Origin of the sequence: Streptomyces sp. NPDC026092 (genome assembly GCF_040638605.1) — a bacterium.
Taxonomy (GTDB): domain Bacteria; phylum Actinomycetota; class Actinomycetes; order Streptomycetales; family Streptomycetaceae; genus Streptomyces.
Map to the genome: position 1 here is coordinate 237,349 of NZ_JBEZYN010000001.1, position 15,067 is coordinate 252,415.

General features: G+C 71.7%; 15 protein-coding genes. 10 read left to right on the top strand and 5 right to left on the bottom strand.

What is annotated here, in order from left to right:
* Positions 1–71: 71 nt before the first annotated feature.
* A complete protein-coding gene (locus AB0F56_RS01070; protein WP_362002669.1) occupies positions 72–935 on the bottom strand; it encodes a hypothetical protein in 864 nt (287 codons plus the stop codon).
* Positions 936–1,059: 124 nt separating this feature from the next.
* Between AB0F56_RS01070 and AB0F56_RS01075 the strand changes: the two genes are divergently transcribed.
* Both AB0F56_RS01075 and AB0F56_RS01080 read left to right on the top strand, forming a co-directional pair.
* The gene (locus tag AB0F56_RS01075; protein WP_362002671.1) at positions 1,060–2,037 is read left to right on the top strand and encodes a GlxA family transcriptional regulator; all 978 of its coding nucleotides are present in this window, start codon (positions 1,060–1,062) and stop codon (positions 2,035–2,037) included.
* A gap of 17 nt (positions 2,038–2,054) precedes the next feature.
* Positions 2,055–2,699 (top strand): DJ-1/PfpI family protein, encoded by a 645-nt coding sequence (locus AB0F56_RS01080; RefSeq protein ID WP_362002673.1) that lies wholly within the window; start codon positions 2,055–2,057, stop codon positions 2,697–2,699.
* 19 nt (positions 2,700–2,718) lie between these two features.
* Here the strand turns inward: AB0F56_RS01080 and AB0F56_RS01085 are convergent, their stop codons facing one another.
* On the bottom strand, positions 2,719–3,471 hold the full coding sequence (locus tag AB0F56_RS01085; RefSeq protein WP_362002675.1) for an enoyl-CoA hydratase/isomerase family protein: 753 nt from the start codon (positions 3,469–3,471) through the stop codon (positions 2,719–2,721).
* Positions 3,472–3,774: 303 nt separating this feature from the next.
* Between AB0F56_RS01085 and AB0F56_RS01090 the strand changes: the two genes are divergently transcribed.
* Entirely contained in the window at positions 3,775–4,308 is a 534-nt protein-coding gene (locus AB0F56_RS01090; RefSeq protein ID WP_362002677.1) for an ATP-binding protein, read from the top strand.
* On the opposite strand, the gene idi is transcribed toward AB0F56_RS01090, so the two are convergent.
* From idi to AB0F56_RS01105, 3 genes are all read right to left on the bottom strand, one after another.
* On the bottom strand, positions 4,274–4,882 hold the full coding sequence (idi, locus tag AB0F56_RS01095) for an isopentenyl-diphosphate Delta-isomerase (protein ID WP_362002678.1): 609 nt from the start codon (positions 4,880–4,882) through the stop codon (positions 4,274–4,276). The two genes, AB0F56_RS01090 and idi, sit on opposite strands and share 35 nt — an antisense overlap.
* Positions 4,883–5,024: 142 nt before the next feature.
* Positions 5,025–6,278 (bottom strand): bifunctional class I SAM-dependent methyltransferase/N-acetyltransferase, encoded by a 1,254-nt coding sequence (locus AB0F56_RS01100; RefSeq protein WP_362002680.1) that lies wholly within the window; start codon positions 6,276–6,278, stop codon positions 5,025–5,027.
* A gap of 240 nt (positions 6,279–6,518) precedes the next feature.
* A complete protein-coding gene (locus tag AB0F56_RS01105; protein WP_362002681.1) occupies positions 6,519–7,460 on the bottom strand; it encodes a cation diffusion facilitator family transporter in 942 nt (313 codons plus the stop codon).
* Between the two features lie 437 nt (positions 7,461–7,897).
* On the opposite strand from AB0F56_RS01105, the gene AB0F56_RS01110 reads away from it, so the two are divergent.
* From AB0F56_RS01110 to AB0F56_RS01140, 7 genes are all read left to right on the top strand, one after another.
* Positions 7,898–9,715, top strand: a complete 1,818-nt coding sequence (locus tag AB0F56_RS01110; protein WP_362003193.1) for a DUF5941 domain-containing protein — start codon at positions 7,898–7,900, stop codon at positions 9,713–9,715.
* Positions 9,712–10,449: a phosphocholine cytidylyltransferase family protein gene (locus tag AB0F56_RS01115; RefSeq protein ID WP_362002683.1), complete on the top strand. Its 738-nt coding sequence runs from the start codon at positions 9,712–9,714 to the stop codon at positions 10,447–10,449. Before AB0F56_RS01110 ends, AB0F56_RS01115 begins: the two co-directional genes overlap by 4 nt.
* Positions 10,437–11,498 (top strand): iron-containing alcohol dehydrogenase family protein, encoded by a 1,062-nt coding sequence (locus AB0F56_RS01120; protein WP_362002685.1) that lies wholly within the window; start codon positions 10,437–10,439, stop codon positions 11,496–11,498. Before AB0F56_RS01115 ends, AB0F56_RS01120 begins: the two co-directional genes overlap by 13 nt.
* Positions 11,476–12,255 (top strand): CDP-alcohol phosphatidyltransferase family protein, encoded by a 780-nt coding sequence (locus AB0F56_RS01125; RefSeq protein ID WP_362002686.1) that lies wholly within the window; start codon positions 11,476–11,478, stop codon positions 12,253–12,255. The genes AB0F56_RS01120 and AB0F56_RS01125 overlap by 23 nt, the downstream gene beginning before the upstream one ends.
* A 75-nt stretch (positions 12,256–12,330) precedes the next feature.
* A complete protein-coding gene (locus AB0F56_RS01130) occupies positions 12,331–13,209 on the top strand; it encodes a glycosyltransferase (protein WP_362003195.1) in 879 nt (292 codons plus the stop codon).
* 47 nt (positions 13,210–13,256) lie between these two features.
* Complete coding sequence (locus AB0F56_RS01135) at positions 13,257–14,186, top strand: ABC transporter permease (RefSeq protein WP_362002688.1); 930 nt, start codon at positions 13,257–13,259, stop codon at positions 14,184–14,186.
* On the top strand, positions 14,179–14,964 hold the full coding sequence (locus tag AB0F56_RS01140; RefSeq protein ID WP_362002690.1) for an ABC transporter ATP-binding protein: 786 nt from the start codon (positions 14,179–14,181) through the stop codon (positions 14,962–14,964). The genes AB0F56_RS01135 and AB0F56_RS01140 overlap by 8 nt, the downstream gene beginning before the upstream one ends.
* Positions 14,965–15,067 lie beyond the last annotated feature (103 nt).

Here is a 15,067-nt window from a genome sequence, read left to right on the forward strand (position 1 = left end):
TCCGGAACCCCGCACGCGCCCCGGCCCCGCCGTGTCCGGTGGCGCGGCCGCGGACCGCGGGCGGCCTCGGGTCAGCTCTTGGCGTTGAGGTCCGTCGGGAAGGCGCCGGCCAGGAACGCCGCGTTCCGGAAGGCCTTGCCCAGCTCCGTGAGCCGCTCCACGCCCGCCGCGCCCAGGTGCTCGTACGGGGCGGTGTCCAGCTGGTCCGTCCGCTCCTCCAGCTCCTCGCGCAGCGCCGTGCCCGCGGCGGTGAGCTCGCCCTCCGCGTCGATCAGCCCGCGCTTCCGCAGCCGCTCGGCGGCGGCGTCCCAGTCGGCGCGCCCCCAGCCCCGGGTGCCCAGGGCCCAGCGCGGGTTCATGCCCAGGCCCGTGGCCGTGTGGCTGACCATCGCCTCCAGCGGGTCGAGGCCCACGGTCAGCAGGGCCGCCAGGTGGCCGTCGCCGCGGTGCTCGCGCAGCAGCGTCGCGGCGTACCAGTACCGCAGGTGCGGCGCCTCGGGGACCGGCAGGTCGGCGTGGGCCGAGTAGAGCGGCCGGGCGTGCCGGGTGCAGGCCTCGGTGGCGCGCAGCGCGAGCTCGGCGGCCTCCGTCATCTCGGCCGAGGCGATCGCCTCCTCGCCGAGGAGCCGGCGCAGGGTGCTGTCCACGGCCCGCAGCCGTGCGGCCCCCACCTCGGCGGGCGAGGCGATGTCCCAGACGGCGGGCAGGTGCCGGGCCAGCATCTCGACGTTGTAGTTGTAGAACGCCGCGGCGACGGTTCCCGCACCGACCGCCCCCATCGCGGCACTGCGCGAGGCGAGCCGCATGGCCGACGGGTCCTCGAAGCCGAGGGCCTTGAACTCGGTGTCCAGGTCGGGCGAGAAGTACACCGTGGAGTGCATCGGGTTCAGCATGTGGTGGCAGCGGCGGCCCGCGCGGGGCGGCAGAGAGGTCATGGACGGAACGTTACCGACTGGTCGGTACGACCGGAACCCCGGGGGACGCGTCCCCGTTCCGATGGCAGGAAAGGTGGGTTCTTCGTCATTGCGGACGTCACGCGCTCCGCCAAGGATGGTGCACATGACGAAGCGACCCGTGCTCGTCGTCCTCTTCGACGACGTGCAGAGCCTGGATGTCACCGGACCGGTGGAGGTGTTCGCCGGCGCGGGCCGCGCCGGTGGCGGCACCTACCCGATCGTGACCGCCTCGCTCGACGGGGGACCGGTCCGCACCCAGAGCGGCCTGCGGCTGCTCCCGGACACGACGCTCGCCGCCGCGGACCGCCCGCACACCCTGCTCGTCCCCGGCGGCGAGGGCACCCGCCGTCCCGACCCGCGCCTGATCGACTGGCTGCGCGAGCACGCCCCGCGCGCCGAACGCCTGGTCTCCGTCTGCACCGGCGCCCTGCTGCTCGCGGAGGCCGGGCTCCTCGACGGCCACCGGGCGACCACCCACTGGATCGCCTGCGACCACCTCGCCCGCTGCTATCCGCAGGTCGACGTGGACCCGGACCCGATCTTCGTCCGCGACGGCCGCGTCTCCACGTCGGCCGGTGTGACCGCGGGCATCGACCTCGCGCTCGCGCTCGTGGAGGAGGACCTGGGCCGCGACACCGCGCTGACCGTCGCCCGGCACCTGGTCGTCTTCCTGCGCCGCCCGGGCAACCAGGCACAGTTCAGCGCCCAGCTCGCCGCCCAGACCGCCCAGCGCGCGCCGCTGCGGGACCTCCAACAGTGGATCACCGAACACCCGGCGGGAGACCTCTCCGTCGAGGCCCTTGCGTCCCGGGCCCGGCTGTCACCGCGCCACTTCGCCCGCGCCTTCCAGGCGGAGACCGGCACGACGCCGGGCCGGTACGTCGACCGGGTCCGGCTCGAACACGCGCGCAGGCTCCTGGAGGAGTCGGTCGACGGCGTCGAGGAGGTCTCCCGGGCCGCCGGTTACGGCACCCCCGAGGCCATGCGCCGAGCCTTCGTCAAGGCCATGGGCACCGCCCCGGCGGACTACCGCCGCCGCTTCCACGCACCCGTACCGAACACACCGCAGACCACCCACTGAACCGAAGGGACCCCACCGTGCAGATCGCCGTCCTGCTCTACGAGCGCTTCACCACCCTCGACGCCGTCGGCCCGTACGAGCTCCTGGCCCGCATCCCCGGGGCCGAGACCGTCTTCGTCGCCAAGGAGGCCGGGCCCGTCCGCAACGACCAGGGCAGCCTCGCGCTCGTCGCCGACAAGACCCTCGCGGACGTGCCGCACCCGGACATCGTCCTCGTCCCCGGCGGCCCCGACTCCCGGGAGGCGATGAACGACCCGGAGATCCTCGACTGGCTCCGTACCGCCGACGCGACGAGCACCTGGACGACGTCCGTCTGCACCGGTTCCCTGATCCTGGGCGCCGCGGGCCTGCTCGACGGCCGCCGGGCCACCACGCACTGGCTCGCCTTCGACGAGCTCCGGGCGGTCGGCGTCGAGCCCACCGGCGAGCGGGTCGTCTTCGACGGCAAGTACGTCACCGCCGCCGGCGTCTCGTCCGGCATCGACATGGCGCTGCACCTCATCGGCCGGATCGCCGGCGACGAGACCGCCCAGACCATCCAGCTCCTGACCGAGTACGACCCTCAGCCGCCGTACGACGCGGGCTCCCCGGAGAAGGCCCCGGCGGCGATCGTCGCCCACTGGCGCGGCACGGCCACGAAGGACCTCGCCGAAAAGAGCTGAGCGGACCCCGGCCGGGGAATCAGAGGCCGTACGTGAAGCGGGGCGCGCGGCGCTCCAGGAAGGCGGCGACCCCCTCCGCGGTGTCGCCGCTGCCGCGTGCCTGCTCGGCCCAGTGCGCGTCCCGGTCCGTGCGGCCGTCCGCGAACTCCTTCGCCGCCGCCTGGGTGAGCAGCGAGCGCCCGACGAGCACTCGGGTGAACTCGGCCACCCGCTTGTCCAGTTCGCCCACCGGCAGGACCTCGTCCACGAGCCCGGTGCGCAGCGCCCGCTCGGCGTCGATCAACTCGGCGGAGAAGAGCAGGTACTTGGTGGCCGCGGGCCCCACCAGGGCGGCAAGTCTGCGGGTCGAGGAGGCGGGGAAGACGATCCCGAGCTTCGCCGGGGTGACCCCGAACCGCGCGCCCTCCTCGGCGAACCTCAGGTCGCAGGCGGCGGCGAGCTGGCTGCCGCCGCCCACGCAGAAGCCGCGGACGGCCGCGAGCGTCGGCTTGGGGAAGGCGGCGAGCGCCTCCTCGGCCCGTACCGCGAGCGACTGCTGCTCGTCGCCCGGCTCCCGCAGCGTCGAGATGTCCGCGCCGGCGCAGAAGGTGGAGCCCTCGCCGGTGAGCACGAGCGCGCGGACCTCGGGGTCGGTGGCGAGCGGCGCGAGCAGCTCGGGCAGGGACCGCCACATCGCGGCCGTCATCGCGTTGCGCTTGGCCGGGTTCGCGATGACGACGGTGGCGACCGCGTCGGCGACGACGACCTTCAGCTGCGGCTCGGTGGGCTCCATGCGCCGGATGCTATCCGGGCACCCCGACCGTACGATCGGCAAGGGTCGAGGGTGCGGCCTCGGTCGGCGTATCGTCGACGTCGTCGCACCGCTGGGCCACCGCCGCACCGGACGAGTCGCCGGGCACCCCTCCGAAGGTGTCAACGGAGCGTCAGGAGCGGTCGAACAACTGACGTTGGCATACTCACCCGATCAATTTGTGGTCGATAAGTGTCGACTTCTGGTCAGTAGCCCGGTCTGGACCTGCGGATTGCCAAGACTTGACGTGTGGCGACAATCGAGCACGAGGGTGGGAGCCGGACTATGGGGAGCGGGAACGTCCCCGCACGGCCACCGTCCTACGAAGGGGTCTGGCGCTTCACCGCTCCCGCGGTCGACGTCTCTGTTCCGCAGGCCCGGCACGCTGTACGGGACCTGCTGGTCCGTCAGGGAGTACCGGTCCACGACGACACGGTCCACGGCCTGCTCCTGATCGTCTCGGAGCTGGTCACCAACGCCGTCAAGCACGCGGCGCTGCTCTCCCCCGAGGTGGCGGTGGAGGTGGCGATCGGCGCGGAGTGGGTCCGGGTGTCCGTCGAGGACAACCATCCGTACCGCCCCAAGGCGCTGGAGGCGGACTACGGTCAGACGGGCGGCCGCGGGCTGCTCCTGGTCCGGGAGATCGCCCTGGAGTCCGGCGGCGCCTGCGACGTGGAGCACACCGCGAGCGGCGGGAAGATCATCTGGGCCGCGCTGCCCCTGATCCCGGGGTACGCGGCGCCGGGGGAGGCGCCGTCGGCGCTCCCCCCGGCCGTGCCCGGGATCACCAGCCCCCGGCGGGACCCGTCAGCTCCTTGATCGCCGGACGTGCCGCGTCCAGGACGGTCATGAACCAGGCGGAGAACGGCGCGCTCGCGTGCCGCTCCATCAGCTCCTCCGCCGTCACGTAGGCGGTCTCCTCGACCTCCTCCGGGTCCGGCCGCAGTTCGGCCTGCGCCATGCCGACGAAGAGGTGGTTGTACTCCTGCTCCACCAGGCCCGAGGCCGGGTCGGGGTGGTTGTAGCGGACCGTGCCCGCCTCGGCGAGCAGCGAGGGCGAGATCCCCAGCTCCTCGTACGTGCGCCGGGCGGCGGCCGCGAACGGCGCCTCGCCCGGGTAGGGGTGGCCGCAGCAGGTGTTGGACCAGACTCCGGGGGAGTGGTACTTGCCGAGCGCGCGCCGCTGCAGCAGCAGCCGGCCGGCCTCGTCGAAGAGGAAGACGGAGAAGGCCCGGTGGAGCTGCCCGGGGGCCTGATGGGCGGCGAGCTTCTCCGCCGTACCGATGGTGATGCCGTTCTCGTCGACCAGTTCGAGCATGATCGACGCCTGGGCTCCCGTCGGCTGGACACCGTTCGACGAGGTGTGAGCCACGCTGGCTGTTGTGGTCGGCATAACCGTCCTTCGCTTCGGTCTCGGCCCGGAGGGGCTCCCTCAGTCTGCCGCACAAAAGCCGCTTGTCCGTACTTCAGGAGGCCGGACATGGCCCGCTCCCACCACTCCGGAGTACACCGGAGCGGCGGGAGCGGGCGGGGCGTCAGACGCCGAAGGCCGCCGGATACTGGATCGTGCCCGACGGGACCGGGTGGGAGCCGTCGAGGACGAGCGCCCTCATGGCCTCGTCCGGCACGTCGAAGGACGGCCGGATTCCATATTCAGACGCGGGTACGAACCCGAACCGGGGGTAGTACTCCGGATGGCCGAGTACCAGGACGAGCCGTTCGCCGCGCAGCCGCGCCGCGTCGAGCACCGCCCGGGTGACGGCCTCCCCGACGCCCTGCCGTTGGTACTCCGGTGCGACGGCGACGGGCGCGAGCGCCGTGGCCGGAACACCGTCGACGTGGCAGCGGGTGATCAGCGCGTGCCCCGCGATCGAGCCGTCCGGGGCCTCGGCCACGAACGAGAGCCCGGGCAGCCAGGCCCCGGCGTCCGCGCGGAGGGCGTCGACCAGATCGGCCTCGCCCCGGGTCTCGAAGGCCGCCGCGTTGATCTCCCATACGGAACGGATGTCGGCGGCGGTCTCCGCCCGCGTCCGCCACCGGGGGTCGGCGGGCCGCAGGACGTATCCGGTGTAGCCGTACTCGCCGCCGTGGTCGCGGCGCATGGCGAGCTCCGCGCGGGTCGAGGCGAGGGTCCGGTCCATGCCGGGAGCGCCGGGATCGGCGGCGTCGGCCCGCTCGGCGAGCGGACCGTAGTACTCGTCCCAGTCGCTCTCGGGCTGCGGTACGACTCCGAGGACGTGATAGCCGCCCTCGACGGCCGCCGCGGTGTTCGTGGACCGGGTGCGGAGCGGGTAGTGCTCGTCCCAGAAGGCGCGGGCCTCCTGGCTCGGCTCGTCCACCGTCCACTCGCACTCGGTGAGCACGAGGGTGCCACCGGGGGCGAGGAGTCGGCGCCAGGAGCGCAGGGCGGTGTCGAAGCCGATGGCGTAGGCGGAGCTCTCGGCCCAGACGAGGTCGAAGGACCCGTCGGGGAACGGCAGCTCGCCCATGTCGGCGTCGAGCGTACGGATCAGGTCGCCGAGCCCGCGGGCGTCGGCCGCCCGACGCAGCTCGTCGAGGAACGGCTGGTGCAGATCGACGGCCGTCACCTCCGCCCCGGCCTCGGCGGCCAGGAGCAGCGCGGAGCGGCCGGGGCCGCAGCCGAGGTCGAGCACACGGGGCCGCTCGGGGAGCGGACCGGAGAGCGCGAGCAGACGGCGGGTGGTGGCGTCGGAGCCCGGACCCTGGCGCGGAAGGCCGTGGTGCAGGGCCCAGAAGGCGTCGTGAGATGCGTTGTTGTTGTCGGACAACGTGGGAAACCCTTTGTGAGAGGGCCCCGGGCCGACGGGTGATCGGTTCGGAAGAACCGGGATCAGGTCAGCCGAGGACCCGGAAGCTGAAGCTGGACCGGGCGCTGCCGCACTGGGCAGCCTCCATCGCGACGGTCATCAACCTCAGCTCCTCTCTCACCTCACGCATCTCACGCACTCGGTTCGAACGCGTGTCGATCAAGCCTAACAGGGCTCACGGACAGCGCCCACGGTCAGAACTCACAGACAGAGCTTGGCCTCGTGCGCGGCGTGCCCCACGGGCTCCAGCTGGAAGGTGCAGTGCTCCACGTCGAAGTGGGAGCCGAGGCACCCCTGCAGGTCGTGCAGCATCTTCTCGTGGCCGACGGAGTCGAGCGCCGCCTGGTCCACCACCACGTGGGCGGAGAGCACCGGCATGCCGGAGGTGATCGTCCAGGCGTGCAGGTCGTGGACGTCCTCGACGCCCGGCAGCGCCAGTATGTGCGCGCGGACCTCCGCCATGTCGACGCCCTTGGGCGCCGCCTCCAGGAGGACGTCCAGCGTCTCGCGGAGCAGCTTGATCGTGCGCGGCACGATCATCAGGCCGATCAGGATCGAGGCGATCGGGTCGGCGTACTGCCAGCCGGTGGCAAGGATGATGCCGGCCGAGACGAGGACCGTCACCGAGCCGAGCGCGTCCGCGAGCACCTCCAGATAGGCGCCGCGCACGTTCAGGCTCTCCTTCTGGCCGCGTACCAGGAGGGAGAGCGAGACCATGTTGGCGACCAGGCCGATCAGCGCGAACATGATCGTCAGTCCGCCCTTGGTCTCGGCGGGCTCGATGAACCGCTGGATCGCCTCGTACAGCACATAGGTGCCGACGCCGAGCAGCAGCAGACAGTTGGCGAGGGCGGCGAGGATCTCGGCCCGCGCGAAGCCGTAGGTGCGGTTCTCGGTGGGCGGGCGGTTGGCGAAGTGGATCGCGAGCAGCGCCATCGCGAGGCCGACCGCGTCGGTCGCCATGTGGGCCGCGTCGGCGATCAGGGCGAGCGAGTCGGAGACGATGCCACCGATGATCTCGACCACCATCACGGACAGCGTGATCGCGAGCGCGATCCGCAACCGGCCCCGGTAGGCAGCCGCCGCGGTCCCCGTGGGCGGGGGTCCTCCGTGGCTGTGCCCGTGGTCGTGTCCAGCCCCCATGACGTCGCCTCTCCCTCGTGTCGAACTCGTATCGAAATCCCGTGTTTCGCGTCACCGCGAGTCGCTCCGATTCGCCAGTGAACTACGGGTGGGGGGTATGTGCAACACGGCACTGAACACCGTTGTCAGCTCGGCTGACCTGCGGTGATGCGCGTTCGGCGGTACGGCGCGAGAAGGTGGGTAGGGACGGCCCTCACACACGGTTTGTGGGGTGGCGGGTCGATCACCCATGATGATCTCCGTGGGGCCTGGCGCACTCGGAAGGATTCGAGTGGGCCCGGGGGAATCCGCCCCGCAAAGCCTCGGTGAACTCCGGTCATGTTCATCCGATAGCCTCAGCCGACGTGCCGCCGCCCGATGCCGGGCCGAGCCGCCGTGCCCGGGGCCGTGCCGTGAGGCCCGAGGGCCCGCCCGTCAGCTCCAAGGAGTGAGTTCGTCTGTCGACCGCCATCCTCACCGGTCCTCCGGTACCCGGATCGTCGCTCGACGGCGATCTGCGGTCGCTCGGCTTCGACGTGCGGGTCGCCTCCGGCCCGCAGGACACGGGAGCGCTGCTCGCCGCCGTACCGGCCGGTGAACGGGTCGCCGTCGTCGACCCGCGCTTCGTCGGACACCTCCACGCCCTGCGCCTCGCCCTGACCGACCCCCGCTTCCCCGCCGCCGCGGCGCCCGGCGCGCTCAGTGCGCAGCCCGAGGCCCGCCCCGCGCTCGCCCGTGCGCTGACCGACGCGTACGCGACGGTGCCCGGCGCCCCCGCGGCGCCCGCCGTCACCGGCGAGGGCCTGCCCGACGCCCTCGCCGAGGCCCTCGACGCCGACGGCGTCGCCGTGCACCGGCCCGCGCTCGGCACGCTCGTCGCCGCCGTGCCGACCGACGCCGAGGCCCGCCACGAGGCCCGCGCCGCCGTCGCCGCCGTCGACGACGAGGCCGTACGACTGCGCTCCGCGGTCAAGGCCCACGACGGCTTCTTCACCACCTTCGCCATCAGCCCGTACTCGCGCTACATCGCCCGCTGGTGCGCCCGGCGAGGCTTCACCCCCAACCAGGTCACCACGGCCTCGCTGCTCACCGCGCTCGTCGCCGCCGGCTGCGCCGCCACGGGCGAGCGCGGCGGATACATCGCCGCCGGGGTGCTCCTCCTCGTCTCCTTCGTCCTGGACTGCACCGACGGGCAGCTCGCCCGCTACTCCCTGCAGTACTCGACGATGGGCGCCTGGCTCGACGCCACCTTCGACCGCGCCAAGGAGTACGCCTTCTACGCGGGCCTCGGCCTCGGCGCGGCCCGCAACGGCGACGACGTCTGGGCGCTGGCGCTCGGCGCGATGGTCCTCATGACCTGCCGGCACGTCGTGGACTTCTCGTTCAACGAGGCCAACCACGACGCCACGGCCAACACCAGCCCCACCGCCGCGCTCTCCAGCAGGCTCGACAGCGTCGGCTGGACCGTCTGGGTCCGGCGGATGATCATCCTGCCGATCGGTGAACGCTGGGCCATGATCGCGGTCCTCACCGCCGTCACCACCCCTCGGATCACCTTCTGGGCGCTGATCATCGGCTGCGCCTTCGGCGCCTGCTACACCACCGCGGGCCGCGTGCTCCGCTCGCTGACCCGCAAGGCGAAGCGGTCGGACCGAGCCGCCCAGGCGCTCGCCGACCTGGCGGACAGCGGCCCGATCGCGCAGTTCATCGCGCACTCGCCGGGCAGCACCCGGGGCCGCTGGACCGCCCCGCTGGCCGCGGCCGTCGGAGCGGCGATCCTGCTGGTGGAGGCGGGCGACAAGAGCGTCGGCAGCTACTGGGTCGTCCTGGCCGGCGTCGTGTACGTCCTTGCCGCGGGCGTCGCCGTCGGGCACCCCCTCAAGGGCGCCCTCGACTGGCTCGTCCCCCCGATCTTCCGGGCCGCCGAGTACGGCCTGGTCCTGATCCTCGCCGCCCGCTCCGAGGTGAACGGTGCCTTGCCCGCGGCTTACGGGCTCGTGGCGGCCGTCGCCTACCATCACTACGACACGGTGTACCGCATCCGCGGCGGCACCGGCGCCCCGCCCACCTGGCTGGTGCGCACCATCGGCGGCCACGAGGGCCGCGTCCTGCTGGTGACGGTCCTCGCCGCCCTGCTGGCGAGCCGGGGCGACGACTTCGCCCTGGCGCTCACCGCCCTCGCGGTCGCCATCGCGCTCGTGGTGCTCGTGGAGTCCATCCGTTTCTGGGTGTCCTCCGGAGCACCTGCCGTACATGACGAAGGAGAAACAGCATGATTGGCCTCGTACTGGCAGCCGGTGCCGGACGGCGTCTGCGCCCCTACACCGACACGCTTCCGAAGGCCCTCGTGCCTGTCGACGGTGACACCACCGTCCTCGACCTCACGCTGAAGAACTTCGCGGAGGTCGGCCTCACCGAGGTCGCCATCGTCGTCGGCTACCGCAAGGAGGCCGTGTACGCGCGCAAGGAGGCCCTGGAGGCGCAGTACGGCCTGTCGATCACGCTGATCGACAACGACAAGGCCGAGGAGTGGAACAACGCCTACTCCCTGTGGTGCGCCCGTGAGGTGCTCAAGCGCGGTGTGATCCTCGCCAACGGCGACACCGTCCACCCGGTCTCCGTCGAGAAGACCCTGCTCGCCGCGCGCGGCGACGGCCAGAAGATCATCCTCGCCCTCGACACGGTGAAGAACCTCGCCGACGAGGAGATGAAGGTCATCACGGCCGAGGGCAAGGGTGTCCAGCGGATCACCAAGCTCATGGACCCGGCCACCGCCACCGGCGAGTACATCGGTGTCACCCTCATCGAGCCCGAGGCCGCCGAGGCGCTCGCCGACGCGCTGAAGGCCACCTTCGAGCGCGACCCCGACCTCTACTACGAGGACGGCTACCAGAAGCTCGTCGACGACGGCTTCACCATCGACGTGGCGCCCATCGGCGACGTCAAGTGGGTCGAGATCGACAACCACGACGACCTCGCGAAGGGCCGTGAGATCGCGTGCCAGTACTGACCCGGCTGATCCCCTCGCCGGTCGTCGTCGACATCCGCCGGGGAGCGCTGGACGACCTCGCCGGCCTCCTGGCGGACCAGCGGATCTCCAGCAACGGCCGGATCGCCGTCGCGATCAGCGGTGGCTCGGGCCTGAAGCTGCGTGACCAGTTCGCGCCCGAGCTGCCGGGCGCGGACTGGTACCCGGTCGACGGCGGCACCATCGACGCGGCGGTCAAGCTCGCCGACGCGATGCGCGGCAAGCGGTACGACGCCGTGGTCGCCCTCGGCGGCGGCAAGATCATCGATGTCACCAAGTACGCGGCGGCCCGGGTCGGGCTGCCGCTGGTCGCCATCGCCACGAACCTGTCGCACGATGGCATCTGCTCGCCGATCTCCACCCTGGACAACGACAACGGGCGCGGCTCCTACGGTGTGCCGACCCCGATCGCGCTGGTCATCGACCTCGACGTGATCCGGGACGCCCCGGTGCGCTTCGTCCGCTCCGGGATCGGCGACGCGGTCTCGAACCTGTCCGCCATCGCGGACTGGGAGCTCTCGCACCGGGAGACCGGCGAGCCGGTCGACGGCCTCGCCGCGGCCATGGCCCGCAGCGCCGGCGAGGCGGTCCTGCGCCACCCCGGCGGCGTCGGCGACGACGACTTCCTCGTCACCCTCTCCGAGGGCCTGGTGATGTCCGGCATCGCCATGTCGATCAGCGGCGACAGCCGGCCCTCCTCGGGCGCCTGCCACGAGATCAGCCACGCCTTCGACCTGCTCTTCCCGGAGCGCGCCGCCAGCCACGGCGAGCAGTGCGGACTCGGCGCGGCCTTCGCGATGCACCTGCGCGGTGCCGCCGAGGGCTCGCTCCAGATCGTCGAGACGCTGCGCCGCCACGGCCTGCCCGTGACCCCGCAGGAGATGGGCTTCAGCGTGGACGAGTTCGTCCGCGCCGTGGCCTTCGCCCCGCAGACGCGCCCCGGCCGCTTCACGATCCTCGAACACCTCGAACTCTCCGACGACCAGATCAGGGACGCGTACGCCGACTATGCAAAAGCCATCGGTAGCTGAGCTCCGCCCGGTCGTGCACCCGGCCGGTGTGAAGGACCGGCGCAGCGGTGAACACTGGGGCGGCCGCCTGTACATGCGCGAGATCTCGCTGCGCATCACCCGTCACCTGGTCAAGACCAAGATCACGCCGAACCAGCTGACGTACGTGATGACGATCTGCGGCGTCCTCGCGGCCCCCGCCCTGCTCGTGCCGGGCATCTGGGGCGCGGTCCTCGGTGTCGTCGCCGTCCAGCTCTACCTGCTGCTCGACTGCGTCGACGGCGAGGTCGCCCGCTGGAAGAAGCAGTTCTCGCTCTCCGGCGTCTATCTGGACCGCGTCGGCGCCTACCTGTGCGACGCGGCCGTCCTGGTCGGCTTCGGGCTGCGCGCCGCCGACCTGTGGGGCGGTGGCCGGATCGACTGGCTGTGGGCCTTCCTCGGCACCCTGGCCGCGCTCGGCGCCATCCTGATCAAGGCGGAGACCGACCTCGTCGGCGTCGCCCGCCACCAGGGCGGGATGCCGCCGGTCAAGGAGGCGGCGAGCGAGCCCCGCTCCTCCGGCATGGCCCTCGCCCGCCGGGCGGCCGCGGCGCTGAAGTTCCACCGCCTGGTCCTCGGCATCGAGGCCTCCCTGCTGATCCTGGTCCTCGCGATCCTCGACACGGTCCGGGGCGACCTGTTCTTCACCCGCCTCGGCGTCGCGGTCCTCGCGGCCATCGCGCTCCTCCAGACGGTGCTGCACCTGGTGTCGATCCTGGCGTCGAGCCGGCTGAAGTGAGGACCGGCTGACATGGCCAGGAGCGGGCGGATGAGCGACATGACGACGAGCAGGGGGACGAGCGTGAGGACGCCGATGAAGCTGGGCGCCGTCATCATCACCATGGGCAACCGCCCCGACGACCTGCGCGCGCTGCTCGAATCGGTGGCCAAGCAGGAGGGCGACCCGGTCGAGGTCGTCGTCGTCGGCAACGGCGCCCCCGTCACGGGGGTGCCCGAGGGCGTCCACACCATCGACCTGCCCGAGAACCTGGGCATCCCCGGCGGCCGCAACGTCGGCATCGAGGCCTTCGGCCCCGGGGGCCCCTGCGGTCCCGTCGACGCCCTGCTCTTCCTGGACGACGACGGACTGCTCGAGCGCGGCGACACCGCCGAGCTGGTCCGCGAGGCCTTCGCGGCCGACGAGCGGCTCGGCATCATCAGCTTCCGGATCGCGGACCCGGAGACCGGTCTCACCCAGCGCCGGCACGTCCCCCGGCTGCGCGCCGCCGACCCGATGCGGTCCTCGCGCGTGACCACCTTCCTCGGCGGCGCCAACGCCGTCCGCACCCAGGTCCTCGACGAAGTCGGCGGTCTGCCCGACGAGTTCTTCTACGCGCACGAGGAGACGGATCTTGCCTGGCGGGCCCTCGACGCCAACTGGATGATCGACTACCGTTCCGACATGGTGCTGCTCCACCCCACCACGCCACCGTCCCGGCACGCGACGTACCACTACAACGTGGCCCGCAACCGGGTATGGCTGGCCCGGCGCAACCTCCCCGCACTCCTGGTTCCGGTCTATCTCGGTGTCTGGCTGCTCCTGACCCTCGCGCGGCGTCCCTCGGGCCCCGCGCTCAAGGCGTGGCTCGGCGGTTTCCGCGAAGGCTGGGCCACCCCCTGCGGACCGCGCCGGCCCATGAAATGGCGTACGGTGTGGCGGCTGACCCGACTGGGACGCCCGCCCGTCGTCTGACACGTGGTGCCTGACCACCGCGCATCTGAATACGAAAGTTCCGACCTGTGAGTGAGACAACCCACGACGGTGCGGTCGCGACGAGCGCCCCGCCATCCGTCGACGACCGCCTGACCGCGGCCGAGCTGGCCACCAAGTACGGTCTGTCGGTCAGCGGGGCCCGGCCCGGGTTCTTCGAGTACATCCGCCAGCTCTGGGGGCGGCGCCACTTCATCCTCGCCTTCTCCTCGGCGAAGCTGACGGCGCAGTACAGCCAGGCGAAGCTCGGTCAGATCTGGCAGGTGGCGACCCCGCTGCTGAACGCTCTGGTCTACTACCTGATCTTCGGTCTCATCCTCGAAGCCGGCCGGGGCATGACCACCGAGGTCTACATCCCCTTCCTGGTGACCGGCATCTTCGTCTTCACCTTCACCCAGAGCTCGGTCATGGCGGGTGTGCGGGCGATCTCGGGCAACCTCGGCCTCGTCCGGGCGCTGCACTTCCCGCGTGCCACGCTCCCCATCTCGTTCGCGCTCCAGCAGCTTCAGCAGCTGCTGTACTCGATGATCGTGCTGGCCGCCGTCGCGATCGCCTTCGGCAGCTACCCCTCGCTGAGCTGGCTGCTGCTGGTCCCCGCGCTGTTCCTGCAGTTCGTGTTCAACGTCGGACTGGCCATGATCATGGCCAGGATGGGCGCCAAGACGCCCGACCTCGCCCAGCTGATGCCGTTCGTCATGCGCACCTGGATGTACGCCTCCGGCGTGATGTTCTCCATCCCGGTGATGCTCTCGGACAAGCCGGCCTGGATCGCCGACGTGCTCATGTACAACCCGGCCGCGGTCTACATGGACCTGATCCGCTTCGCGCTGATCGACGGCTACGGTGCCGAGAACCTGCCGACCCACGTCTGGGCCACCGCCCTCGGCTGGGCCCTCGCCGCCGGCATCGGCGGCTTCGTCTACTTCTGGAAGGCCGAGGAGAGGTACGGCCGTGGCTGACACCACCCAGGGACGCGTTCCCACCGTCATCGCCGACGAGGTCCACATCGTCTACCGGGTCAACACCGGTGGCGGCGGCAAGGGCAGCGCTACCGCGGCCCTCAGCCGGATCGTCGGCAAGGGCAAGGCCGAGGTCTCCCGCGGCGTCCGCAAGGTGCACGCCGTACGCGGGGTCACCTTCACCGCCTACCGGGGCGAGGCCATCGGCCTCATCGGCAGCAACGGCTCCGGCAAGTCCACCCTGCTGCGCGCCATCGCCGGCCTGCTCCCCACCGAGAGCGGCAAGGTCTACACCGACGGCCAGCCCTCGCTGCTCGGCGTCAACGCCGCGCTGATGAACGACCTCACGGGTGAGCGCAACGTGATCCTCGGCGGCCTGGCCATGGGCATGAGCAAGGACGAGATCCGCGAGCGCTACCAGAGCATCGTCGACTTCTCGGGCATCAACGAGAAGGGCGACTTCATCAGCCTGCCGATGCGGACGTACTCCTCCGGCATGGGCGCCCGGCTCCGGTTCGCCATCGCGGCCGCGAAGAACCACGACGTCCTCATGATCGACGAGGCCCTGGCGACCGGTGACCGCCGGTTCCAGATCCGCTCCGAGGAGCGCATCCGGGAGCTCCGCAAGGAGGCCGGCACGGTCTTCCTGGTGAGCCACAGCAACAAGTCGATCAGGGACACCTGCGACCGCGTCCTGTGGCTTGAGAAGGGCGAGCTCCTGATGGACGGCCCCACCGAGGAAGTCATGCGGGCGTACGAGCGCGAGACCGCGAGGTAGCCCGTCCGCACCCCGTACGAAGGCCCCCGCCGAGCCGGCGGGGGCCTTCGCGTTCCCCGGCCCGCTCGCCGCCTCCCACCTGGAATGTTCATGCGGTCAACAT